The sequence below is a fragment of the Bacteroidota bacterium genome (assembly GCA_013360915.1).
Taxonomy (GTDB): Bacteria; Bacteroidota; JABWAT01; order JABWAT01; family JABWAT01; genus JABWAT01.
The window spans coordinates 110,459-135,609 of the sequence record JABWAT010000007.1 but is presented as its reverse complement, the minus strand read 5'-3'; the positions used below and the strand labels follow the sequence as shown (position 1 = coordinate 135,609).

Here is a 25,151-nt window from a genome sequence, read left to right as displayed (position 1 = left end):
CGAGTGGGGACAGGGAATCGGCATCGAGAAAATTTCCAACGCCTCCGACGGTCATTCTTTCAGCATTGTGGCCCGTCCGCTGGATGATACGCTGGAATACTACTTCTCCATCAATCCGTCCGAACTTGATTCGGTGGTGATCGATACGCTGGGTGTCTGGCAACTGGCCGTCCGGGCAGGAGAGGCGTCGGCAGAACTGGCCAGCGATCTGAAGCATGTGGGCCGGGTTTCTCTCTCATCTACCGGGGAAAGCATCACCTTCACCCCCAACACAGCCCGTTACGATTACTGGGTGGTCGATCCGGTCGGCAACAAGTTCCATCTGGGACGGGATGGAGAGTCGGGTCAGACCGAGATCACCTTCAAACATTCAGTTTCCATTTATCCGAATCCGTTCAATCCGGCCACCACGTTCCGGGTAACGCTGGCCGGGCCGGAGACCCTTTCGGTCAGAGTCTTTAACCTGCTGGGACAGGAAGTGGCAGTACTGGCATCGGGGTGGCATGATACCGGTGAGTATGCCTTCCAATTTAACGCATCCACATTGGCAAGTGGGGTATATGTGTATCAGGTGCAGATTGGCCGGGAGGTACAAACCGGGAAACTTCAGTTGCTGAAGTAAAACGCAGCCTTGGAAAACGTAAAAAGTCCGGCCACCAGCCGGACTTTTTCGTTTAAAGGGTGGAAAAACCGGACCCCGAGTGATCCGACTGAAAGGAGGATCGTATCGAGGGGACAAGGGTTTTTTCAGTGACGAGTGACGAGAAAATACCAGTGATTGATGAACAATACAACCCACACAAACAGTGTCATCCCGGACTTGATCCGGGATCTCTGCATTTAAAAAAAGGACGTTAACTACATAATTAAATACTGGATTCCGGCTTCCGCCGGAATGACAGTCTGGGTGGAAATTACAGCTTTATCGTTTGGGCAGGCTTTTCGATGACCTAAATAGAAACCAAATCGTCATCTGTTCCCAGCAAAACCCATCAATAAACCCTCACCCCTTCCCTCTCCGGCGGAGAGGGTGAAAGTCTGAATTCTGGTCCCTGCATTTCGACTTGGTCCCTGAGCGGAGTCGAAGGGCCGCTCAATGACCGGGACCGAAGGGCTGTATTCTGTATTCTGTATTCTGAATTCTGAATTCTGAATTCTGAATTCTGGCTGCTGGCTTTAAATTGACACCTTCCTGACCGACCTTGCGTCCAACCTCTTTTCAGGAAACACATGGATGGGTTGATTCTGGCTGGCTGGGTAGCCGCCATTCTGATTGGAATGACACTGGCACTGATTGGAGCCGGAGGGTCCATTCTCACGGTACCAGTGTTGGTTTACCTCTTCGGTATTCCGCCGGTTCTGGCAACGGCTTATTCTCTTTTCGTGGTTGGTCTGACGGCGCTGGCCGGATCGGTTTCCCTCATCCGTAAAGGAGCCGTGCGCCTGCCCCTGGTGGCCCTCTTCGCTGCCCCATCCCTTCTTGCCGTCTGGCTCACAAGGGCCTGGCTTCTTCCTTCCATTCCGGATCCCATCTGGCAATCCGGGTCGGTTGTCGTTGGCAAGGATTCGTTTATCCTGATTTTATTCGCGGCGCTCATGCTGGCCGCCTCGGTTTCCATGATCCGGAATGGCAATCAGGAACCATCGGGAACACAAAGGATCCGGCACGGATGGATTGCTCTGGAAGGATTGATTGTTGGTGTGTTAACCGGTTTGGTTGGCGCGGGTGGCGGCTTCCTGATCATCCCGGTTCTGGTGCTGGCAGCCGGACTTTCCATGACGGAAGCGGTGGGAACGTCTCTTGTGATCATTGCAATCAAATCGTTGATCGGATTCACCGGCGATCTGGGACATCAGCCCGTGGACTGGATGTTTCTGGCTACTTTTTCCCTGCTTCCACTTGCCGGAATGGCCATCGGACAGCGGCTGGTTCCTTATTTTAACAGCCAGCATCTGAAAAAGGCCTTTGGTTATTTTGTTCTGCTCACCGGATCGGCCATGATTCTGGTTGAACTGATCAGGATCTGAAGTCCGGCCTTTTCCGGAAATCCCGGTATTTGGATGATTGACTTCACTGAGTGATGTTTCCTGCAAGCCGACCGATAAACTGACACTTTTTTGCCCATCCGACATCAGATGTAACAAATAAGGAGCATGTTTTATGGCTGCAGTTCAGCAACTGACTGACGACACCATCGCAGAGGTGATTAACAACAATCCCGATAAACCCATTCTGATCGATTTCTGGGCCGACTGGTGTGGTCCCTGCCGTATTCAGGGTCCGATCATTGATGAAGTGGCCCGGACAACCGGCGATTCGGCCATTGTGGCCAAAGTGAATGTGGATGAAAATCCGGCTATTTCGGGCCATCTTCAGATCCGCAGCATTCCCACATTGATGATAATCAAAAAGAACACAGTGGTTGAATATCTGGTTGGTGTTCAGGATGCCACCACACTCAGAGCCACACTGGCCAGACATACCAGCATGGTTACCCCTTCATGATCTGGATTGCCGGATTGCTGGCAGCCGGCCTGCTGGTTGTTTTTCTGTTGCCGGTCCTTGTGGCCCGGCGGCAGAAAGGAAAAACGATTCCCGGTAATCTGGCCATGCGGTGGAATCTGGGAACCTCCTACACTGGTCTGGTGTACATCTGGGGCCGGAACTGTGCCCATTGCCGCACGATGGCCCCCGTGGTGGATGAAGCCATTTCCGCCGGAAAACCCATCCGGAAGATTCAGGTGGATGAAGACCCATCCGGTCCGCTTTCACTGGGAATCATGAGCGTTCCCACGACCATTCTGGTCGAAAAAGGAACCATCCGGTCCCTTGAAACCGGCGCTAAAAACCGGTCACAACTGGAGCAGTATTTTCAACAATTATCACTTAACTGAATCTGACTGAAACGGAGAAGTTATGCCAATCTATGAATATCACTGCAATCATTGCAGCACCGAAATTGAAGTGTTTCACCGGACGATGTCCTCGGCTGGTGAAGGGGCAACCTGTGATCATTGCGGAAGCACCGACCTGACCCGGAAATTTTCAGTTGCCGGGGTATCAATGGGGCCGGGCGGGTCCGGCTATTCCACCGCTGCCCCCGACAATTCCTGTTCCACTCCCGGCGGAGGATGCTGGGGAGGAAGTTGCGGGTTGTCATGACGCTTGCCATAGGCGGTCTTCTGGGAGCCAGCGCAGGCTGGCTGATTTCTAAATGGGTGAACCGGGCCATGCCGGGCGGTGCCTGCCCGATCTTATGCAAACCGGCCATCAGCATGGTCTACTTCGGATTATTGGGACTTTTCATTGCAGGAAAATAAAAAAATGGGAATTATGTCTTATCTGTTAATCGGCCTGGCTGTACTGGCAGTCTTCTGGATTTACCGCCAGCAGGGATCCGGAAATTCAATTTCTGCCAGGGAAGCTCATGCACTTCAGACCGACACCACTGTCGTATTCCTTGATGTGCGCACCCGGGGGGAATGGGATCAGTTTCATATCAGCAAAGCCATTCACATCCCGCTGGATGAATTGGATCAGCGGAAAAATGAACTGAAAAAGTACGAGGGAAAAAAACTGATCGTGTATTGCCGGTCTGGAAACCGGAGTGCCACAGCCACCCGCCTTCTGACCTCTGCCGGGTTCAATGCGGTCAACATGGCAGGCGGAATTATTGCCTGGCCCCGCTGACCGGATCGCCCTTCATTTAACAAAGCAGGGAATTTTATAGGGAGGGCCTGTGTTTTCCACAGGTCCTTCATTTAATTTTGGCTGATGCACGTGCTTTTTTCCCTGCTGATCCTTTCATTCCAATTTGTACCCCAGGTATTTGACAGCCTGGAACAGGTTGCCCAATCTTCCTACCTGAAGGCTGATTATTCAGCCTCGCTGTCAGCTACCCTTGAAGCACGTGATCTGGCCGACAGCCTTGGTCTTCTTGAAAAAAAACTGACCTATTCCTACCGGATTGCCGATATCTACCGGGCAACCGAAACGTTTGGCGAATCCATCCGGATCATCAATGAGAACCTGCCAGCCACCCGGCAACTGAAAAATAAAAGCCTGCTTGCGCGTTTTCACAACCTGAGAGCTGCTGTTTACTACGAGAAGATGAACAAAAACCATCCGGGTGCCCGTGATTCTATGGAAATGGCTATCCGTGATGCAGAATCGGTTATCCGCACATCGGGATCGGAGTCGGACCGGTCCCGGTTTCTGGTTCTGAAGGGAGCTTTTCTGAATAAAACCGGCCGCTGGGATGGGGCGGTGGCATCTTACGAGGAAGCCATTGACCTGTACCATAAGCTCGGATTTCATACCGACCTTCCCAATATTTTTCTGAATCTGTATGAACCACTTGCTGCCCTTAACAGACACAGGGAAGCTTTGGACTATCTCCTCTCGGGTATTCAGATTGCCGATTCGGCTGGGATCCTGGTCTATCAGAAAGATACGGCATTTAAAATCAGCCTGGCCTATGAAGCACTGGGCGATCTGGCCTCGGCCCTGGCCTGGCAACGAACCTACCATAGCCTGCAGGTGAAGTTTTTCAATCTTCAACTCGATAATCAGCTGAATCAGATTCGGGCTGTCTACGATCTCAAACAGAAAGAAGCCGAAAATCACCTTCTGACCGCCAGACTTGATCAGCAGCGGGTTTATAACTGGTCTGTGGGCATCATCCTGGTCCTGGGTTTTCTGGCAGGAACCATCCTCCTGATCGCCTACCGCGAAAAATCCAGAGCCGAGAAAACGCTCAGACAGCAAAAACGCGAGCTGGAAACAGTCAGCCAGCAGTTTTACGACACCAGTATCCAGCTGACAATTTCAGGCGATGAACTGAAACAGCGGGCCGAACAGCTCCATGCAACCAATCAGGTGAAAGACCGGCTGTTTTCCATCATTGCCCATGATCTGCGGGGGCCCGTGAATTCGCTTCAGGCTGCGCTGCTTTTACTTCAGGAAGAAGATCTCAGTTCAGGAGAACGCCAGGAACTGATGACCGAGCTCAACAACATGGCCCGTGCAACCAGTGACCTTCTGAACAATCTGCTGTATTGGGCCAGCTCGCAAATGAAAGGATTCAGCGTCACGCCCGAGGTCATCGATCTTTCCGGCCTTGTCCAGCAGAATGTTCATCTGGCCCTGCCGGCTGCCCAGCAGAAAGGCATCATCCTGATGGACCAGTTTCCTCCGGGCCTGCTTGCCCGTGCCGATCAGGCCATGGTCAATCTGGTTATCAGAAACCTGATCACCAATGCAATCAAATTCACACCCAATGGCGGATTGGTCATAACCGGAGGATCGGTGTTACCAGGCGAAGTGCGGCTGTACATCCGCGATACAGGCATTGGAATGAAACCGGAAGACATCGACAAAATCCTCACCGGTAAGGTCGTCCAGAGTACCTACGGCACCAAAAACGAAAAAGGGGTGGGATTGGGCCTGATCCTCTGCCGTGAATTCATTTCGGCCAATGGCGGTACTTTTTCCATCGAGTCAGAAGCCGGAAAGGGAACGACCTTTACCATTACCCTTCCCGCTTCAGCGGACCGGCACTAACCGGAACGCCAGTCGCGTCGTACCCGGCGATGCACCCACCACATGTCCTTTTCCTGAGAGCCAGTTATCCAGCCAGTTGTCGTATAAGTCACTGAACGGATTCCCGGACTGACCCAGATTCCCGATAATTGAAAAGGAATCGGGCGTTGACCAGTCGAGCACAAAACGCATGCTTGGAGCAGCATCGGTAAGAAACACACCCCGCTCTTCATCAAAATGACTGAAGGAAGCATTCAGGGAGGACCCATCACCGGACAGCGCAAAAGGCCCCCGGTTCAGTCCGAGAAATACATCCAATCCCGGCACCACCGACAAAGGGTGGTTGATTTCGAGCAACGATACCGAGCCCCAGACAGGCACCGGTCCGCCAGCCAGTACTTTCTTTGCCGCCGTTGCAGACAGGTCGTTCAGTGATTCTGCCTCCGGGGTTCTGCTGTCATCGGTAACAACGGACACCGGCCGTGACAACAACTGATTGATGGCTTCCCTGCCTGCTTTCCATTCATCACCCAGAGAATCCTCCAGCAACTGCCGTTTCAGTTCCACCCACCACTGGTTAAACAGAGTCGCCTCCTGTGAATCACGTCCGGCCGTTCCGTTCCACTGATCTATCCGGTCTGCCCAAACCGGCTCTCCTGCCTGTCGGAGTCCTTCTGAAAGCAACGATTTCCACTGAACCGCCCGTGAGGAGACGGAGTCGGATTGAAACCGGTGAAAATCGCCGGAAGTAAAGACGGTATCCTGCGCCAGCAATTGGCTGATCCTCAAATACCGGTACGGATCGTAATACCCGGGCAGATCGTGCGGGTAACCCGGTCCGACAATCCGGTTGTTGCACGACGCCAGCCAACCGGTTTCTGGATCCAGCTGATGAGGTGTGGCCTCCGGATTCAGGTATCCTTTCCAACGATGATCCCGATTGGCGCCATCAAGCAAAGTGAAGGCCAGAACAGATTTTTCCCGAACCGGAACCGGTGTGCCCAACTGATAGCCAATGTGTCCTGCACTGTCGGAATAGATCCAGTTCACATCCAGAGCCCCAAATCCGGTGACGGCTTTCCGGAAGGAGGAAAAATCAGTGACATCCGGCAAAGAAAGCGCATGTTTCATCATCTGTGCAGGAGAAAAATCAAAACCGGCCCACCGGATGGCAATCAATCCCAGCGAATCCTGCGACAACACCGGTCCCACAGGCGTGGATCTGACTGTAAAAAGCCGGGGATGGTCCTCTCCATTTACCAGAACCGAATCGGTCCTGAGTATCAGGGGTTCCGCCCCATCAGGGCCGAGAATGGAAAGCGAATCACCGGATGGTTGTCTGAAACGGTAATAATCGAGAATATCAAGACTGGCGACCGTGAAACTCCACGCTGCCACCTTGCTTTTCCCCATGGCAATCAGCGGCAGACCAGGTGCAGTCACTCCGGTGACCGACAGGCCATCCCGTGTGTCCATCCGGACCAGATACCAGAATCCGGGAACCGACGCTACCGGTAAATGCGGATCAGAGGCATGCATCGCGGCACCCGATGCCGATTTAACCGGACTGGTTACCCAGGAATTCGAGGCCCTGGTCATGGGGCCCGGCAGAACACCGGCCAGTCCCGGCAGGGTTTGGATCATACCAAGGGTGGTTTTCTCCCACGGGAGTGGTTGAGTCAGGGACGGAATGATATCCGGCCCCAGGATTTCAACCAGTTTCTGCCAGGTAGGATCATCATCCATGAGACTGTGAGAGAACCAGGTCTGATACACCAGAATGGACAGACAGTCAACCGGTTTCCAGTGGTCCGGGCGGGTCATCAGGACCATAAATTCCGGGGAATGGAACTTCCGCTCGCCAATCCACTGGTTAATCCCGGCCACATAGGCCTCGAGCAGCCGGCTGGTTTCAGGATCAAGAGACTTCAGGTCCTGAGCGGCCATATGATAAAAACCCAGGGTTCGCTGGCGTTCATCCAATCCGGCCGCCTGTTCTCCAAACCACTCCGACAGCCGTCCGGCAACCAGCCTTCTGACCAATTCCATCTGGAACATCCGGTGATGAGCATGAAGGTAACCGAGTGCGGTGAAAGCATCAGCACGGGTATCCGCAGTTATAAAGGGAATTCCTTCGTCATCCAGACGGATGGTAACCTCACCCGAAAGTCCGGCCACCTGGCCTTCTGCCGGTGGGTCAGAGGCGGTCTGCCACATGATCAGGTACAGGCTTCCGCCTGCCAGAATCACAACCAACAGAATCACACCGAGACTCCGCCAGACCCATTTCATACTACCTCCCTTTTTCTGTAAATATCGGAAGTATCGGCCCTGGTTGTTTGTTGTCTGCATATCCACCGACCCGGAAGTTGGTTCCCGTTTTTTTGCATTTTATTTTTGCCGGTTATTTTCGGTAAACCAATCCGGCGGAGGAACCCACCATGTCATCAAACAGAAAAAAAGAATTACTCAGGGAAAAAGTTCAGCACATCGATGTAACGACCACCGATATGTCTTCAATGGTCGATCAGATGGCTCATATGGCTTTTCAGGCCCGCAATCTGGCCAACGCGGCCCATATCACCAAAAAGATGGTGGATGAAAAAGAATGTGCCATTATTTTGACACTAGCCGGCTCGCTGGTGTCTGCTGGTCTCAGGAAAGTCATTGTCGATCTGATGGAACGCAACATGATCGATGCAATCGTATCAACCGGGGCCAACATTGTGGATCAGGACTTTTTCGAAGCCCTCGGCTTTTCACACTATAAAGGCACCCAGTTTCTGAACAATGATAACGAGCTGCGTGAACTCATGATCGATCGTATCTATGACACGTTCATCGATGAGGAAGACCTGCGGTATTGTGACGATACCATGGAAAAAATTGCCAACAGCGTCGAACCAGGGGTGTATTCCAGCCGCCAGTTCATTGTGGAAATGGGAAAATACCTGGTACAGAACCAACTGGGAACCGGATCCATTGTCCGGACAGCCTATGAAAAGGGGATTCCGATTTTCGTTCCGGCCTTTTCTGACTGCTCGGCTGGTTTCGGACTGGTTTCCCATCAATGGAAACATCCGCACCATCAGGTTACAATCGATTCCGTCCGCGATTTCCGTGAACTGACCGTCATTAAGCTGATCAATCCGGCTACCGGTATTTTCATGATGGGTGGCGGGGTTCCTAAAAATTTCGTTCAGGATATTGTGGTGTGCGCCGAAGTCCTTGGGTTCGAAGCTGACATGCACAAATATGCCGTTCAGCTCACCGTGGCTGATGAACGTGACGGAGCCCTGTCGGGATCAACTCTGAAAGAAGCCTGCTCATGGGGCAAGGTTGATATTGCTGACGAACAGATGGTCTTTGGCGAACTGACCACCACACTGCCGCTGATTGCCAATTACATGGTTTTCCGTGGCAACTGGAAAAACCGGAAGGAAAACCGGTTTAACGATAAGATCGACAGTTATGTCATTCCGGTTACCGAAAATCAGGAAGCCTGAGTTTCCTGTCATTCAACACCTTACCCCGTCAGGACCACACCAATCCATCCTGACGGGGGATTTTTCTTCAACCCTGACCAAGCCATGAAAAACCTTCCTGCAATCAACCTCACTCTGATACTCGGTTTGTTCCTGATTTCCGGCTGCCAGCAACATCCTCAGGTGAGTTATTCCCGCGTCAGTCTTAAACCGGTGGCCGAACTCAACGATCCGATGATCGAAGAACAATCCGGATTGATTCCCGGGAACCGGTCGGGCTTATTCTGGGTCCAGAATGATTCGGGTGATTCGGCCCGGATATTTCCCCTCGAGATTACCGGATCGGTCGCCCGTCGCTGGCCGGGTTCTCCGGCCGATGGCCTGTTCATTCCCGGCGCACGCAATGTCGATTGGGAAGATCTGGCAGCCGGGCCAGATTCCACCATCTGGATTTCAGATACGGGAAACAACTGGAATCAGCGACGCGATCTTACCCTGTACCACATTTCCGCACCCGATCCGGCAGGGGCCACCCCACTCCGGTTACTGAATCGCATTCATGTTTTTTATCCCGATCAGACCGACTTTCCGCCAGCGAAAAACAATTTTGATTCGGAAGCCCTGATTCAAACGGATGGGCAGCTGTATCTGCTCACCAAACACCGGGCTGATACCAACACCCGTCTGTATAAAGTCGGAGCCGGAAAGACAGACGAGCCGGTTGCTCTTGAATTTCTCGATGAATACCCGATCGGCGACCGTGTAACAGCGGCCGACATCAGCAAAGACGGAAAACGGCTTGCAGTTCTCACCTATTCGGCCGTGTGGGTATTCGAACGAACAACCGGATCCACTTCATGGCTCAGCGGACAAGCCTACCGGTTGGGCATATTTGCAGGTCAGTGTGAAGGATTGTGTTTCACCGATGCACAGACACTGACTATCTCGAACGAAGAAGGACAGTTTTTCCGGGTGGATACCAGCAATCTCATCAGGGTCACCCCCTGAGTCCTGAATGGATATCCTTTTCCTGCCCGCCAACGAGATACTGATTCTCCTCTGTGTGGTCTCGTTTGTGGCAGGCTACGTTGATGCCATGGCAGGCGGATCGGGCTTGTTGACGCTTCCCGCCCTCCTGCTGGCCGGTTTGCCGGCACCCTACGCTCTTGGCACCAACAAGCTTCAGTCCAGTTTCGGCAGCATGACGGCTTCCATCGTTTATTCGCGCCATGGTCTGGTTTACCCTCAGATAAAAGGCTGGATGTTCCCCGTTGCCTTTGTGGCCTCCTTCACGGGCTGTTTCGTGGTGCTTCACATCGACCCGGTCGATATGACCACCCTGATTGCCCTCGTGCTGGTGGTGATTGGCGGCTACTTTCTGTTTCACAAGGATAAGGAAGAATACACCGGCACGCTGGTATTCAGCCGGTCAGCCATGGTGCTTTCCGCCCTGATCATCGGATTTTATGACGGATTTCTGGGTCCTGGAACCGGGTCCTTTCTCATTTTCGTCATGCTGCATTTTTTTAAAATGGACTACCTGCACGCAGCAGCCAACGGAAAGTTTGTCAACTGGGGATCGAACCTGGGCGCCCTCTCGGGATTTTTTCTGGCCGGTAAAGTGCTGGTTCTGCTTGGACTCTGCATGGGGCTTTTCATGTTTCTGGGTTCAAAAATGGGAACCGGAACCGCCATCCGCACCGGCGGAAAGCTCATCCGGCCCCTCGTGGTCATTGTCTCGCTGGCCCTCGTCATCCGCCTTCTGATGCAGAATTGATTGCGGGCCGCCACCTGCCTTATCTTTACCAACCATTTTTCCAAACAGAAAGCAGGTCTCTCTTGAGTCAATTGCAGATCGCCGGCGTTTACCGGCTGGTCATCCGGTCAGACAAGGATATTCTGGAAAGTCTACTGGCCTGGGCCAACGAAAACCAGGTTACCGCCGCCCGGTTCAAAGGGTCGGGCATGCTCAAATCGGCCACCATGGGTTTCTTCCATCAGGTCGAAAAGGAACTGACAACGCTCCGGGTGAATAAACCAGTGGAACTGATTAACCTGACAGGCGACATTTCAGAAAAAAGCGGACTGACCGAAGTCACCGGAAAAATCACCATCGCCGACCCGGAGCACAAGGTCATGGGTGGCGGTCTGGTAAAGGGCAACAAGGCCTTTTCGGTGGAAGTGTTTATAGATGTGTTTGAAAATGGCAGTCTGAAACGGGTGTTTGAATCACAAACCGGCCTCAGCACCTGGGCCGAATAACCGGGAACCCTCTCATGGAACTCAGTCCGGATCTCAGATCCATCCAGCAAGCTCGCGATTTTCTTCAGGCGGCTGCAACGGCACAGGCAGAATTAAAGGAATTTTCTCAGGAGCAGATCGACCGGATTGTCAAAGCCATGGCCGAAGCTGGTGAGCGTGAATCGGAACGGCTCGCCCGTTTAGCCGTGGACAATACCGGCATGGGCCGGTACGAGGATAAAATCCTTAAAAACAAGTTCGGCTCACGGGTGATTTATGACTACATCCGTGACATGAAAACCGTCGGGGTCATTCACAAATCTCCCGATGGATCACTGTGGGAAATTGCCGAACCCATGGGCGTGATCGCAGCCCTGATTCCCACCACCAATCCGACATCCACAGCCATGTATAAAGCCATTATTGCCGTTAAATCGCGCAACAGTATTGTGATGTCGCCTCATCCAAGAGCCATTCAGTGCACCGCAGAGGCTGCCCGGGTCGTCCGGGAGGCCGCCGAGAAAGCCGGCGCCCCCAAAGGCCTGATCCATTGCATGACCGAGGTATCCATTGATGGAACCGACGAACTCATGAAACACAAGCTCACCAGTGTCATTCTGGCAACCGGCTCGAGTGCCATGGTCCGGGCTGCCCAATCCACCGGAAAACCGGCTTATGGGGTTGGGTCAGGTAACGTGCCTGCTTATGTGGACCGTACCGCCGATGTGGATAAAGCTGTGCGCGATATTGTGTCCTCCTGCTGTTTCGATAACGGAACGCTGTGCAGCACCGAACGTTCTATTATTGTGGATGAACCGGTGAAAGCCAAAGTGCTCGAATCCCTTACCCGCTACAAAGCCGCCTTTTTATCTGCAGAGGATACCAAAAAACTGGAGCGCCTTGCCGTTCCCGGTGGCAAACTCAATGCCGATATCGTGGGTCAGCCGGCCACCCGGATTGCACAACTGGCCGGAATTACCGTTCCGGCCGACACCCGCGTGCTGGTAGCCGAAATTCAATCGGTGGGGAAACAGGATCCGCTTTCCATGGAAACATTGTCACCCATCCTGAGTCTGTTCACGGTAAATGGATGGCAGGAAGGATGCAAACGTTGCATCGAGATTCTTCAGTTTGGCGGAATTGGTCACACCATGTCGCTTCATGCAAGCGATGAGAAAGTCATCACCGAATTTGCCCTGAAGAAACCCGCCATGCGGATTGTGGTGAATTCCGTTTCTTCCCTGGGTGCCGTGGGATATACCACCAACCTTGCTCCTGCCCTGACGCTGGGTTGCGGAACCTGGGGCGGAAGCATCACCGCCGATAACATCACTCCGATTCATTTACTGAACATCAAACGGGTGGCTTTTGAAACCCGTCCTTTTCATGCCGACTGGCTTGGAAAAGCACCGGCTGAACAACCAGCGAAAACCGGCAAAAAGGAACCGGTGGTAAAACCCTATATTCCAAAAACGTATTCAGAGAAACCTGCGGGCACTTCCTGGATCGATACCATCGAGGAACGGTTGCGCCAGAAGGCGGGCAATCCGTCGGTCAGACCAACACCTGACCCTGCTCCGGCAGTCAGACCAGTCCCTGCCGAACCTGCCACCAGGCTTGTAAAAGAGCCAACTCAGACGGGATCTTCTCTGACCCCGGATGCCATCGATCAGCTGATCAAAAAATATTCGAAATCCTGACCAGACCGAATGACCATTAACCACCATCAAACCATCGGGGATCTATGAAAGCCATTATACCGGTTGCCGGCATGGGCAGCCGCCTGAGACCACACACCTACACCCTTCCCAAAGTCATGCTCAGCGTGGCCGGGAAACCCATCATCGGCCATATTTTCGACAAACTGATCGATGATGGCATTACCGAAGCAACGGTGATCATCGGTTACATGGGTGATGTGATCGAAAATTATCTGCGTAAGAACTACAAAATCCCCATCGATTTCGTCGAACAGCCCGAGCTTCTTGGTCTTGGTCATTCCATCTGGGTGGCTCAGCGTACGTTTTCCGACACAGAACCGATTTTTATCATTCTGGGAGACACCATTTTTGATGTCGATCTTAAGAAGGTATTCAGTGAGAAAATGTCATCGCTCGGCGTGAAATACGTCGAGGATCCCCGCCGGTTTGGTGTGGCCGAGGTTGAAAACGGGCTCATCAGAAAACTGATCGAGAAACCGGAACATCCCACTTCTCATCTGGCCATGGTCGGATTGTACTATATCACCAATCCCTCCCACCTGAAGGAAAGTCTGAATTACCTCATTGACAACAACATCCGCACGAAAAATGAATATCAGCTCACCGATGCCCTTCAGCGGATGATCGAAAAAGGCGAGAAATTCACGACCTTCAACGTGGAAGGCTGGTACGATTGCGGAAAGCCAGAAACCCTGCTGCACACCAATCAGGTTTTGCTGGCTATGAAAGCACAGCAGGTCTCGATGCCCGGGGTGGTGATCAATTCGCCGGTCTTTATTCATCCATCCGCAAAAATTTCCAATTCGGTGGTGGGCCCCAACGCCTCCATTGGGGAAAATGCCATCATTAAAAATTCCATTGTTCGCAATTCCATTATCGGTTCCGAAGCGAAGGTAGATGCCTCGATGCTCGAGGAATCCATCGTTGGTAATGGTGCACACATCGCAGGCCGATTCCGCCGGGTCAATGTGGGCGATATGACCGAACTCGATTTCAAATAAACAAACATCTAAATCACGGAGATCATTGATTCATGTCTTTCCTGTTTACATCCGAATCTGTTTCGGAAGGCCATCCCGATAAAGTTGCGGACCAGATTTCTGACGCAATCCTGGATGAAATGCTCAAAGGCGACCCGACTTCACGGGTTGCAGTCGAAACCCTCGTAACCACCGGTCTGGTGGTCATCGCCGGTGAAGTCACCACCAAAACTTATGTGGATTTTCAGGATGTCGTCCGGAAAACCATTAAACGCATTGGTTATACCCAGGCCGAATACAAATTCGAAGCCGATTCCTGCGGGATTCTGAATGCCATCCATCAGCAGTCACCCGACATTGCCATGGGTGTCGATACCGGCGGTGCCGGTGATCAGGGAATGATGTTCGGTTATGCCAGCAATGAAACCGATGTGCTCATGCCAGCCCCGATTTTCTATGCCCATAAACTGGTTGAACGTCTGGCCCACATCCGCAAAAATGAAGCGGTGATGAATTACCTGCGTCCCGATTCAAAATCACAGGTGACGGTGGAATATGCCGAACGCGGCAAGATCAAGCGGATTCACACCGTGGTGGTTTCGACCCAGCATGATGGGGATGTTTCTCAGAAGCAGATCCGTGAAGATGTGATCGAAAACGTGGTGAAAAAGGTATTCCCGGCCGACCTGCTCGATGAAAAAACCATTTATCACGTCAATCCGACCGGCCGTTTCGAAATCGGGGGTCCGCATGGTGATTCTGGTCTGACCGGCCGTAAGATCATTGTGGATACCTACGGCGGACGTGCAGCCCATGGCGGCGGTGCTTTCTCTGGTAAGGATCCTTCCAAGGTGGATCGCAGTGCAGCGTATGCAGCCCGTCAGATTGCTAAAACCGTTGTGGCAGCTGGTCTGGCTGCGGAATGCCAGGTTCAGGTGGCCTACGCCATCGGTGTGGCTCAGCCGGTATCCATCCTTGTGGAAACTTTCGGAACCGGGGTGATTCCTGATTCAAAAATCGCGGCAGCAGTCAACGAGGTGTTCGACATGACTCCCCGGGGAATCATCACCCGCCTCGATCTTCTCAAGCCACGGTATCTGAAAACGGCCTCCTATGGTCACTTCGGCCGGACGGATGACTCGTTCACCTGGGAAAAGACCAATCTGGCCGACGACCTTAAAAAGGCCATCAAGTAGGAATTTTCTGCGGGCAACAATCCGTTAGGACGAGTGACGAGTGGTATTTAGAAAAACCCGGACATTGAGGCTCTTGAAATGCCCGGGTTTTTCCAGTTAAGAGTTAAGGGTTAAAAGTTAAAAGAAAAACAAGAGAACAGTGATCGAAAAAACCCATCTCCCGACACCCGGACCCTGCATTTCGACTTGGTCCCTGAGCGGAGTCGAGGGGTCGCTCAATGACTGGGACCGAAGGGCCTGACTCCTGCTACCTTTTCGATTTACAAAAAACACATAGGAAACAAGAATGATTACGACTGAAGTTAAAAAACTGCCTTATAAAGTCGCCGACATGAGTCTCGCCGACTGGGGCCGGAAGGAAATCCGGCTGGCAGAAGCCGAAATGCCCGGACTGATGGCACTTCGGAAAAAATACGGGCAGCAAAAGCCATTAAAAGGTGCCCGCATTGCAGGCTGTCTGCACATGACCATTCAGACCGCCGTTCTGATTGAAACGCTGAAGGAATTGGGTGCCGATGTGACCTGGTCTTCCTGCAATATTTTTTCCACACAGGACCACGCTGCCGCTGCCATCGCTGCTGCCGGTATTCCCGTTTATGCCTGGAAAGGGATGAATGCAGAAGAATTCGACTGGTGCATCGAACAAACGCTGTTCTTCCCTGACGGACAGCCTCTGAACATGATTCTGGATGATGGCGGAGATCTTACCAACATGGTCTTCGATAAGTATCCCGAACTGATCGCCGGTATCAAAGGTCTTTCAGAAGAAACCACCACCGGTGTTCATCGTTTGTATGAGCGCATGAAAAATGGTACCCTCCCCATGCCGGCCATCAACGTGAACGACTCGGTGACCAAATCGAAGTTTGACAACAAGTACGGTTGCCGTGAATCACTCGTCGATGCCATCCGCCGGGCCACCGATCTGATGCTGGCAGGAAAAGTAGCCGTGGTTGCCGGATTCGGTGACGTGGGTAAGGGTTCTGCCGATTCGCTCAGCAGTGCCGGTGTACGTGTGATTGTCACCGAAATCGATCCGATCTGTGCGCTTCAGGCCGCCATGGAAGGCTATGAAGTGAAGACCATGGATAAGGCCGTGGTCGAAGCAGACATCATCGTAACTGCAACCGGAAACAAGGACATTGTAAAACCTGAACACTTCAGGAAAATGAAGGATAAGGCTGTTGTTTGCAACATCGGACATTTTGATATTGAAATAGACATGGCCTGGTTGAATGAAAAATCCGGAGCGGAAAAAATTACCGTAAAACCGCAGGTGGATCTGTACCGGTTTAAGGACGGACGCGAAATCATTGTCCTGGCCGAAGGTCGACTGGTGAATCTCGGCTGTGCAACCGGCCACCCATCCTTCGTGATGAGCAACTCCTTCACCAACCAGACCCTGGCTCAGCTCGAACTCTGGAATCATTCAGACCGGTACGAGAACAAGGTGTACACCCTTCCCAAGCATCTCGATGAAATGGTGGCCCGTCTTCACCTCGAAAAACTCGGCGTGGAACTCGAAACCCTCTCGAAAGATCAGGCCGATTACATCGGTGTGCCGGTTGAAGGTCCCTTCAAACCGGATTATTACCGGTATTAAGGATCTCTCCTCATCTGCCGGATGGTTTTCCGGCCATTTGGTTACAAACGCCCCTCACCGAGGGGCGTTTGTGTTTTCAGGCCAACCCTTCCCGGATGTCTGCCTGTCTCATACCAACCACCAACCGATCTGGTAAATGGGAATCCGGCAATCGCCATACATGCAATTCTGAAACCCGGGTTTCTCTGAGAATGATTTAAGTCTGGTTGGCTTCCTGAACAGGCGATCGGCGGGTATTATTCAAATCCGAAAAAAACCGGAAAACCCAGCCCAACGATGAGCATCCAGAGAAAATAGACCACCAGATACCAGCTTTGCATCGAAAGCGAAGCAGTAGCGGACCCTTTGCCTCTGATTTGTCTGGTGAAGTAAACCAGAAGAATGACCAGGTTCCCGACCAGAAGGATATTGGCACCCAGAGCGGTAAGTTTATTTGGCGACAAACCAAATTCAGAAATCCGGCTGACCATGGCACCCATGGCAATGGTGTTGATGACCATCGCAACAGCAACCAGGGACAGATTGACCCAATTGTCAAACCGGTTGGGAGTCAGATCAGATTGGGTACTCACCGAATAAACCGTCACCAAAATGACGCCCAGCAGCATGGCATCCATGGTAATCAGAACCTCCCGGTCGATGAGCAGGTCAGACATGTTCGGAATCACCAGCAGCGCAAAGACGGTCAGGACCACCAGTAAAACCGGCGCAACAATACGAGCCAGGACAGGAGCAAAGTTTTCCACCAGAGAGCGCTTGCGTTCGACCAGCAGGACACCTGTGAACAAAGTCCCCGTCAGAATCAGGGGAAACACCCAGGATTCGAACCACTTTTCGAGGTGATCGAAAAACAGGTTGAACAGACCAATGGTAAAGGCAGTCAGTACCACCGTGCAAAGTCCCACTAAAACCGAATATACCAGTGTTTCCCCGCTGAACCGGATAAAATCAAGCCGGCTTTCCACACTCATGCGCAGCGAATCGGATCGGAAAAACGCCAGTAACATCCAGACAGCAACCGGAATGTGAATCAGGGTCAGAATCAGGGTTTGGCCATTCTGTTTGAATGGATAGGTATTGACGATCAGGGGAAGCAACATGAACAGAAGCACCATCCACCAACCGGGAACCGATGATTGCTTTCTGATTTGATTCCGACCTAAATAGAACAATGCAATGAAAGGCACCACCATCATCGACACATTCAGAGGATACAGCAACCGGGGATCGTTCATCCCCTCGCCAATGAAGGATGGCAACAAGGAGGCCAATGCAATCAGGAGGTACATGGCCGCAGTCAGGTAATTTTCCCGTTTGATGATATCCTGATCAGGTGGGGTATCTGGTTTACCCAGATTTTTCCAGATTTTTGTTGCGAACGAATCGGACCACTCCGAAATCAGTTCGTTTTCGCTTCCTAAACGCCTGACCGCAATCAAAAAGGCTTCATCTTCTCTCAACCCTGATGCTTTCAAATGGTCGATCGAATCCATCAGGTGACTTTCCAGTTCTTCCATATCCTCCGGGGAGAGGTTGCTTCTGTCGGCAATCCGGCTAAGCCACAATTGGATTTCATCATTGAGTTTCATATCCCTGACTCCTTTGGCCATGTCTGTTCCAAAATTCCATGAACCTGCAACCACTGGTACCGCTGATCGAGCAGTGCCTGCCGGCCGGCTGGTTCGATGCGGTAGTATTTTCTTTTCCGCTTTCCTGCCACCGGTTGCCACCACGAACTGATCCAGCCAGCTTCCTCAAGTTTATGCAGAATGGGATACAACATTCCCTCTGACCACATCCATCGACCTCCGGATAGTTCTTCCACCGTGCGGATGATTTCATAACCGTATGAATCTCCCCTTGTGAGAATGGAGAGAACCAGCGGAATTGAAGAAGCAGCAACTAAATCTTTTGATGGGTTCATTTTATTACCTAGCAGTGGTAAGTATAGAAGTATTAGGTATTAATGTCAAGAAGAGCGCCATCTGGTTACCTGACAAGTGGAGTTCTACGCAAAAAAAAGGGGCTGTCCGTTACCAGACAACCCCTTAACAAAGAAAGTTAAAGCCGTTATTTCACAACGGTCATTTTTCGGGTCAGGGTCTGACCGTTAAACCGAAGCTGATAGAAATACACACCCGAAGGAAGCGAGGCCGCATTGAATCCGGCATTGTGAGTGCCTGCCGGCATCGTTTCGCTGATCAGTGTGGCCAGTGTTCGACCCAGAATGTCGGATACGGTTAATTGAACCTGTCCTGTAACCGGAAGGGTAAACCGAATGAGTGTTTCGGGATTAAACGGATTCGGGTAATTCTGATCCAATGTGAGTCGGGATGGTTGTTGTCCCTCACCTTCCACCGAGGTGAACACTCCCAGCTCCACATCATCAATCAACCAGCCGAAATCGGTATCTGCAGAATTGTAATCGGCACGGAACCGGACCAGAACGGTGTCATTGGCCCAGGAACGGAGATCGAGGGTCTGTTTTTTCCACACGTTTTGTCCAGATGCCCATTCTGTGTAGGAATCCGAAGTCAGGGTTAACTGGGTTTTCCAGGTTTTCCCCCAATCATCGGACAATTCTACCACTCCGCTGCCACGCGAGCCGGTGATGCGGCAAATTGTCTGGAAGGAAACCGAGTTTCCGCTGCTGAGGCGAAGGTAAGGCAGATACGCCGAGCTGTTCACCGTTCCGTTCAGATTGGTAATGCCGAGACTGGATTCTCCGGACAGAGCTGTGGACGAATATCCCCATCCTCCAGCCGGAATGACCTTCTTCGAAGATCCATCCATGTTTTCACTGTAAGTGGCAAGGGTGCTTCCCAGCCGGACCACCAGTGAGGCACCACTGGCATAGGCTTCGGATCCCTCTCCCAGTATCCGGATGTCATACCGGTAATTCCGTGCCGTTTTTCCGGGAGGAATATCGATCACCTGAATGGTTTTACCGGTATCGGTGGATGAAAGGGTTCCTTCAACCGTTATGCCGCCTGGTGATCGCACGACCTGATATCCCCGCAGGTTATGAAGCGGGGTTCCATCATCATGTTTCGTCGGAATGGCAAACTCAAGGGCAACTGCCGATGAATTGTTCAGATTGCTGAGCGTTTCAACTCCTGACGGGACCAAAGAGCCCCCTGCCACACGGACTTTGGAAATGACGATACCAGTATCACCCGATTCATGAAGTGAGTAAAAGCGATAGGTATAGGATGTACCGGTTATCAGACCTTCATCGGTGAGGGTGGTTAATTGTGCAGGTCCTGCAGAGGCATTTTCATAAATTTTTGTACCATTCCGCTCGACGATCATGCTCCAGTCGCTCAGCTCCTTTCCATTGTACAACGAAGAGGGAGTGATAAAGCTGACGACCGCAGAGGTAGGAGTGGTATAGTCAGAATAGACACTTGCTTCGGTTACCGGATTGGCAACAAAACCAAATTCCACATCCCAGCCAATCACAGCGAGCATCCTTTTATCTGCAACCGAGATAAACAGCTTCTCGCCAGCACCAACAGTCGGGTCCATGATTCCGATTTTCCGTTCTGAAGCAGGTACGGCTCCGCGCAGGTCATCATCCATCCAGTGAGAAGCCTGACGGCCATCGCCACCGGTGCCGTTTCCGTTCGAGGTGGAAAGTGCATATTCGGCCAGACCTTCCCAGAACACATGGTCACCACCAACGGTGGAGGGACCAGCGGTGGTTACGCGGGGTTGTGCATTGAAATCTTCATAGTTTTTTACTGCACCCGGACGGAAACGGAAGATATCCCAAATCGCAATCCATGCAGCGGAGCCCCATCCGACCGAAGAGACGAAACCAAGCGCATGCCCGATTTCGTGAATGGCCACGCCCTGAAAGTCGGTTTTCCCGGCTGTGATTCCATCACTCGGATTCAGGTCGAAGGTAAAGGCACTGTTAAAGCCGATGTTGGGGGTCTGACCGTAAGTGATGTTCGGTGAGGTCTGAAGACTGTAAAAACCCAACGCCTGCAGATTGGGACGGGTACCATAAATTTCCTCAACAGTACCGGTTTCCGCTTCGATGGGATTGGGAATCGAAAAATACAAGTCTGCAAATCCCGGATTCCGGGAATAGAGACTGTCGGCGAACTGAATGGATGATACTGCGGATCCACCGCCATTGATTCCAGACGTAGCCAATGAAATGGCTGAAGAAGTAGAACCAATTACCAAAGAACTGGACCAGGCCGAACCAAACCGGGTGGGTCCGTAATCCACGTCAATGACCACCACTGCCGGAGTCAGGATGATGGCTTCGAGTGCTTCGGCTGCATTGACAAACGCCGTTTTAGCATCAGGGAACTGATCAAGTTGTGCCGTAGCTCTCAGGATGATATCCAATCCGCCACTTTTAGAACCAAAGGATTCCTCGACAAACCGCAACTGGCTGGTTACCGCTTCATCGGCCTGAATTTTCATAAACGACTCATGACGGTGGTTTTCCTGGCAGATCAGATTGCCGTTTCCGTCATGGACCCAGGTGTGTTCCACAACCATCCGGCCGGCCGGCTGTGCCCATACCGTAACCGGAATGACCAGCACCATAGCGACTAAAAGTTTTTTCATGCGTATCCTCTTGTCTTTTAAGATTTTAAATATAACAGAAAAAATACCGAAAATAATTCCGGGTGCACCCCTGAGGCCCCTTCAGGCCAGTCAGGACCCCGGCTGACCTGATGACATCCGGAATTCCTTTGATGCAGTTGGGAAAATTGCGTATTTTCCAAGCAATTATGAGTGAACCCAAGACGCAGACAAAATATAAATGGACCTTTCTTAATCACATCGACGACCAACAACTGAAAAGACTCTCGGAGGAATTACGGACCGAGAGTGGCCCTTTTCCGGAATCCCTTGCAAGGATTCTGATGAACAGGGGAATCAGTTCTTATGATGCCGCACGTGATTTTTTCAGACCGTCGAGAGAAAAGCTCCACGATCCCTTCCTGATGAAAGACATGGACCGGGCGGTGAACCGCCTGGAATCAGCCATCCGTCAGCATGAGAAAATCATGGTGTATGGCGATTACGATGTCGATGGAACCACCGGAACGGCTCTGCTTTTTTCGTTTCTGCGCGAGATCGGAGCCGATGTTTCCTACTACATCAATGACCGGATCCGGGAAGGTTATGGCATTGCACTTTCCGGAATCGACCATGCCCATTCTGAAGGCGTTAAAGTCATCATTTCGGTCGATTGCGGAATCACAGCGGTTAAACAGGCGCTGTACTGCCGCGAACGGGGCATTGATCTGATCATTTGTGATCATCACACGGTCGGCGAACACCTTCCCGAGGCATTGGCCATCCTGAATCCGAAACGGCCGGATTGTTCCTATCCGTTCAAAGAACTCTGCGGCTGCGGGGTCGGCTTCAAGCTGACTCAGGGACTGACCCGTCAGATGGGTATTGATCCGTCCATTTCTGAATCGTTTCTCGATTTCGTCGGAGTGGCGGTCGCCGCTGACATCGTCCCCCTGATCGGCGAGAACCGGATTCTGACCCGGATGGGGCTGACCATTATTCAGGAAAATCCCCGTCCATGCTGGATTGCCATCGAAAAACGAACCGGCCTGCATCTCGACAGCGTTAATTCCTCTCAGATCGTCTTTTCCATTGGTCCGCGGATCAATGCAGTCGGACGGTTGGGAGATGCCAAGCGGGCTGTTCAGATGATGATTTCCCGATCGGTCCCGGAAGCACTTGATTTTGCGTCGATCCTCGAAACTGAAAACACCAACCGGAAACAGATCGATGAAGGCACTTTTATTGATGCCTCTCTGGTGGCCGAACGGTATCTGAAGGGAAATTCGGGCCTCTCAATCGCGCTTCACAATGAGGCGTGGCACCCCGGTGTGATTGGCATTGTGGCCAGCCGGCTGGTGGAAAAATATTACCGGCCGACCGTTCTGATGACCACCATAGAGGGTGTGGCCAAGGGATCGGCCAGAAGCATCAACGGGTTTGATGTGTACGAAGCACTGAAAGCCTGCGAAGACCTGATTGTTCAGTTTGGCGGACATAAATATGCAGCCGGACTATCGGTTGCGCTCGAAAACATCCCTGCCTTCCAGAAACGGTTTGATGAAGTGGTGAGCCGGTCCATGGATCCGACCCTACTGGTGCAGGAAATCCAGATTGATACCCCCTTAAATCTGACCGAGATCAATGACCGTTACTGGCGGGTACTGAAACAGTTTCAGCCGCATGGTCCCGACAACATGCGTCCGGTTTTCCACAGTCAGGAACTGGAAGTCGTGGGTTACCCGAGCATTGTGGGAAAAGGTCATCTGAAGTTTAAAGTGCGGCAAAAAAACTCACCGACCTTTGAAGTGATCGGTTATAACATGGAAAGCTATTACCCGCTGGTGTTGCCAAACGCCCGGTCGCTGGAAATGGTGTATTCCATCAACGAAAATGTCTGGAATGGCAATTCCCAACTCCAGCTTCAATTGAAAGACATCCGATAATTCATGGAAATCCGGATCGTATGAGTCTGATAATCATTGGCATCGATCCGGGAACCCGGCAAACCGGATATGGAATCATCCGGTTCGAACGTCAGGTGCAGACCCAACTGGCGGCCGGACTTATCCGTCTGGATGCACGGCTTCCCATTCATGACCGGCTGGTCACACTTTTCTCGAAGCTGAACACCCTGATCGAGGCCTACCAACCCAGCCATCTTGGAATTGAAACCGCCTTTATCAATAAAAACGTGGCCTCCACCATGAAACTGGGACATGCCAGGGGCGTGATTCTTCTGTCGGCAGCCCAGGCTGGTTTGCAGATTGTTGAACTCTCCCCGCGCGAGATTAAACGGCAGATCACCGGCAATGGAAATGCCGGAAAACCGCAGGTGTCTGCCATGGTCACCCGTCTGCTGAATCTGCCCGAAGCGCCCGAGCCCTACGACGTGACCGATGCCCTGGCCATTGCGCTATCCACCGGATTCCGGACCGGCCCCGGTTCCTCCCCGGTAAAGGCGCTGACCCAATCACAATCGAGAGGAAAACGGTCGGCCTGGGGAAAATTCCTTGAACAGAATCCCGGACGGGTTGTCTCATGATTGCATTTATCAAAGGCACACTGGTTGCCAAATCGCCCACCGATGTACTGATCGATACCGGCGGTCTGGGTTACCGGATTTCCATTTCGCTTCAGACCTTTGACCGGCTGCCGGCTGCCGGTGAACCGGTCCGGCTTAACACCCATTATGCCATCCGCGAGGATGGTCATTTCCTGTACGGATTTGCCGACCAGCAGGAACTCGATTTGTTTCTTCACCTGATCTCGGTAAACGGGGTCGGTCCCAAAATTGCCTTATCCATCCTCAGTGCCATTAAAGTCGATGACTTTATTCAGCACATTGCCCATGCCAATATCCGCCTGCTGAAGACCATTCCGGGCGTTGGTCAGAAAATGGCCGAACGCCTGATAGTTGAATTAAAGGATAAAGTTTCTAAACTTTCCCCCGTCAGTCAGTCCGATTGGATCGCTGCCGGAGGCAATCAGCATCAGGAAGATGCGGTTGCTGCACTTGTTGCATTGGGATTTTCACGGTCAGTTGCCGGGAAAACCGTTGCAGACGTGGTCAAAGCCGGAAACTCCGACCTGAAAACCGATGAACTGGTCCGATTAGCACTGAGGCAGACTGTCCGATGAAATCAGCAGAAAAAACCATTTTGGTCGTGGATGACGAGCAGGATATCCGCGATCTGCTTGTCTATAATCTTAAAAAAGAGGGGTTTCATACCATTTCCGCCCGAAACGGGAAAGAAGGACTGGTCATGCTGGAATCTGAAAAGGTCGATGCAGTGGTGCTTGATCTGATGATGCCGGTGATGGATGGTCTCGAGACCTGTAAAATTATTCGGGCCAATGAGAAATGGAACGATGTTCCGATCCTGTTCCTGACGGCCAAGGATTCCGAAATTGATGAAGTTCTGGCGCTGGAACTCGGCAGCGACAGTTATCTGAAAAAACCCATTTCACCGCGTGTGCTCATCAGCCACATCAAAGCCCTGCTACGCCGCAGCATTCCGGCAGTGAACAGCACCCCACAGGATATCATCCGGCTGGGCAAAATCGAAATTGACCCGGCCACCTACACGGTGACGTACAAGGGAAAAACCGATCAGCTTCCCCGCAAGGAATTTGAACTACTGTACTTTCTGGCCCGTAACAAGAACCGCATTTTTTCGCGCGAACAGATTTTAAACTCGGTCTGGGGACAGGATGTGGTGGTCGGGGACCGGACGGTGGATGTTCACGTTCGCAAACTGCGCGACAAACTGTACCAGGATGTTATTGTCACGGCACGCGGTGTCGGATATAAAATCAACGCCTGATCTGTTTC

Annotated in this window: 24 protein-coding genes; 20 read left to right on the top strand and 4 right to left on the bottom strand. The window is 52.0% G+C overall.

Annotated features, from left to right (window positions below; translation table 11 throughout):
* The 8 genes from HUU10_09970 to HUU10_09935 all read left to right on the top strand — a co-directional run.
* On the top strand, positions 1 to 622 hold a 622-nt coding region (locus tag HUU10_09970), incomplete at its 5' end, for a T9SS type A sorting domain-containing protein (GenBank protein NUQ81924.1).
* 608 nt (positions 623 to 1,230) lie between these two features.
* A complete protein-coding gene (locus HUU10_09965) occupies positions 1,231 to 2,028 on the top strand; it encodes a sulfite exporter TauE/SafE family protein (GenBank protein ID NUQ81923.1) in 798 nt (265 codons plus the stop codon).
* 133 nt (positions 2,029 to 2,161) lie between these two features.
* Complete coding sequence (trxA, locus tag HUU10_09960) at positions 2,162 to 2,506, top strand: thioredoxin (protein ID NUQ81922.1); 345 nt, start codon at positions 2,162 to 2,164, stop codon at positions 2,504 to 2,506.
* Entirely contained in the window at positions 2,503 to 2,895 is a 393-nt protein-coding gene (locus HUU10_09955; protein NUQ81921.1) for a thioredoxin family protein, read from the top strand. The genes trxA and HUU10_09955 overlap by 4 nt, the downstream gene beginning before the upstream one ends.
* A 22-nt stretch (positions 2,896 to 2,917) precedes the next feature.
* Positions 2,918 to 3,163, top strand: a complete 246-nt coding sequence (locus HUU10_09950) for a zinc ribbon domain-containing protein (protein ID NUQ81920.1) — start codon at positions 2,918 to 2,920, stop codon at positions 3,161 to 3,163.
* On the top strand, positions 3,160 to 3,321 hold the full coding sequence (locus tag HUU10_09945) for a hypothetical protein (protein ID NUQ81919.1): 162 nt from the start codon (positions 3,160 to 3,162) through the stop codon (positions 3,319 to 3,321). Before HUU10_09950 ends, HUU10_09945 begins: the two co-directional genes overlap by 4 nt.
* Before the next feature lie 13 nt (positions 3,322 to 3,334).
* Complete coding sequence (locus HUU10_09940; GenBank protein ID NUQ81918.1) at positions 3,335 to 3,691, top strand: rhodanese-like domain-containing protein; 357 nt, start codon at positions 3,335 to 3,337, stop codon at positions 3,689 to 3,691.
* An 84-nt stretch (positions 3,692 to 3,775) separates the two neighbouring features.
* Positions 3,776 to 5,563, top strand: a complete 1,788-nt coding sequence (locus HUU10_09935; protein NUQ81917.1) for a tetratricopeptide repeat-containing sensor histidine kinase — start codon at positions 3,776 to 3,778, stop codon at positions 5,561 to 5,563.
* Here the strand turns inward: HUU10_09935 and HUU10_09930 are convergent.
* Complete coding sequence (locus HUU10_09930; GenBank protein NUQ81916.1) at positions 5,546 to 7,834, bottom strand: penicillin acylase family protein; 2,289 nt, start codon at positions 7,832 to 7,834, stop codon at positions 5,546 to 5,548. The two genes, HUU10_09935 and HUU10_09930, sit on opposite strands and share 18 nt — an antisense overlap.
* Before the next feature lie 149 nt (positions 7,835 to 7,983).
* Between HUU10_09930 and HUU10_09925 the strand changes: the two genes are divergently transcribed.
* The 8 genes from HUU10_09925 to HUU10_09890 all read left to right on the top strand — a co-directional run bounded on the left by HUU10_09925 (position 7,984) and on the right by HUU10_09890 (position 16,768).
* Positions 7,984 to 9,048 (top strand): deoxyhypusine synthase, encoded by a 1,065-nt coding sequence (locus tag HUU10_09925; protein NUQ81915.1) that lies wholly within the window; start codon positions 7,984 to 7,986, stop codon positions 9,046 to 9,048.
* A gap of 84 nt (positions 9,049 to 9,132) precedes the next feature.
* Positions 9,133 to 10,035, top strand: coding sequence for a hypothetical protein (locus tag HUU10_09920; GenBank protein NUQ81914.1), 903 nt, complete (start codon positions 9,133 to 9,135; stop codon positions 10,033 to 10,035).
* 7 nt (positions 10,036 to 10,042) lie between these two features.
* Complete coding sequence (locus HUU10_09915) at positions 10,043 to 10,804, top strand: TSUP family transporter (GenBank protein ID NUQ81913.1); 762 nt, start codon at positions 10,043 to 10,045, stop codon at positions 10,802 to 10,804.
* A 62-nt stretch (positions 10,805 to 10,866) separates the two neighbouring features.
* Positions 10,867 to 11,289: a DNA-binding protein gene (locus HUU10_09910; GenBank protein NUQ81912.1), complete on the top strand. Its 423-nt coding sequence runs from the start codon at positions 10,867 to 10,869 to the stop codon at positions 11,287 to 11,289.
* Between the two features lie 14 nt (positions 11,290 to 11,303).
* Positions 11,304 to 12,968: an aldehyde dehydrogenase family protein gene (locus HUU10_09905; GenBank protein ID NUQ81911.1), complete on the top strand. Its 1,665-nt coding sequence runs from the start codon at positions 11,304 to 11,306 to the stop codon at positions 12,966 to 12,968.
* 44 nt (positions 12,969 to 13,012) lie between these two features.
* Entirely contained in the window at positions 13,013 to 13,990 is a 978-nt protein-coding gene (locus tag HUU10_09900) for an NTP transferase domain-containing protein (protein ID NUQ81910.1), read from the top strand.
* A 32-nt stretch (positions 13,991 to 14,022) separates the two neighbouring features.
* Positions 14,023 to 15,165, top strand: coding sequence for a methionine adenosyltransferase (locus tag HUU10_09895; GenBank protein NUQ81909.1), 1,143 nt, complete (start codon positions 14,023 to 14,025; stop codon positions 15,163 to 15,165).
* A 286-nt stretch (positions 15,166 to 15,451) separates the two neighbouring features.
* Positions 15,452 to 16,768 carry an adenosylhomocysteinase gene (locus HUU10_09890; protein NUQ81908.1) on the top strand — a complete coding sequence of 439 codons (1,317 nt, stop codon included), beginning with the start codon at positions 15,452 to 15,454 and terminating at the stop codon, positions 16,766 to 16,768.
* Positions 16,769 to 17,004: 236 nt separating this feature from the next.
* Here HUU10_09890 and HUU10_09885 read toward each other — a convergent pair whose 3' ends face one another.
* The 3 genes from HUU10_09885 to HUU10_09875 all read right to left on the bottom strand — a co-directional run bounded on the left by HUU10_09885 (position 17,005) and on the right by HUU10_09875 (position 21,358).
* Positions 17,005 to 18,357 (bottom strand): hypothetical protein, encoded by a 1,353-nt coding sequence (locus HUU10_09885; protein NUQ81907.1) that lies wholly within the window; start codon positions 18,355 to 18,357, stop codon positions 17,005 to 17,007.
* The gene (locus HUU10_09880; GenBank protein NUQ81906.1) at positions 18,354 to 18,692 is read right to left on the bottom strand and encodes a helix-turn-helix transcriptional regulator; all 339 of its coding nucleotides are present in this window, start codon (positions 18,690 to 18,692) and stop codon (positions 18,354 to 18,356) included. The genes HUU10_09885 and HUU10_09880 overlap by 4 nt, the downstream gene beginning before the upstream one ends.
* Positions 18,693 to 18,838: 146 nt before the next feature.
* Complete coding sequence (locus HUU10_09875; protein ID NUQ81905.1) at positions 18,839 to 21,358, bottom strand: T9SS type A sorting domain-containing protein; 2,520 nt, start codon at positions 21,356 to 21,358, stop codon at positions 18,839 to 18,841.
* Between the two features lie 302 nt (positions 21,359 to 21,660).
* On the opposite strand from HUU10_09875, the gene recJ reads away from it, so the two are divergent.
* The 4 genes from recJ to HUU10_09855 are packed head-to-tail and all read left to right on the top strand — an operon-like array spanning position 21,661 to position 25,143.
* Entirely contained in the window at positions 21,661 to 23,262 is a 1,602-nt protein-coding gene (gene recJ / locus HUU10_09870; GenBank protein ID NUQ81904.1) for a single-stranded-DNA-specific exonuclease RecJ, read from the top strand.
* A gap of 20 nt (positions 23,263 to 23,282) precedes the next feature.
* Positions 23,283 to 23,861 (top strand): crossover junction endodeoxyribonuclease RuvC, encoded by a 579-nt coding sequence (gene ruvC, locus HUU10_09865; GenBank protein ID NUQ81903.1) that lies wholly within the window; start codon positions 23,283 to 23,285, stop codon positions 23,859 to 23,861.
* Entirely contained in the window at positions 23,858 to 24,457 is a 600-nt protein-coding gene (gene ruvA / locus HUU10_09860; GenBank protein ID NUQ81902.1) for a Holliday junction branch migration protein RuvA, read from the top strand. The genes ruvC and ruvA overlap by 4 nt, the downstream gene beginning before the upstream one ends.
* The gene (locus HUU10_09855) at positions 24,454 to 25,143 is read left to right on the top strand and encodes a response regulator transcription factor (GenBank protein ID NUQ81901.1); all 690 of its coding nucleotides are present in this window, start codon (positions 24,454 to 24,456) and stop codon (positions 25,141 to 25,143) included. Before ruvA ends, HUU10_09855 begins: the two co-directional genes overlap by 4 nt.
* Positions 25,144 to 25,151: the final 8 nt, after the last annotated feature.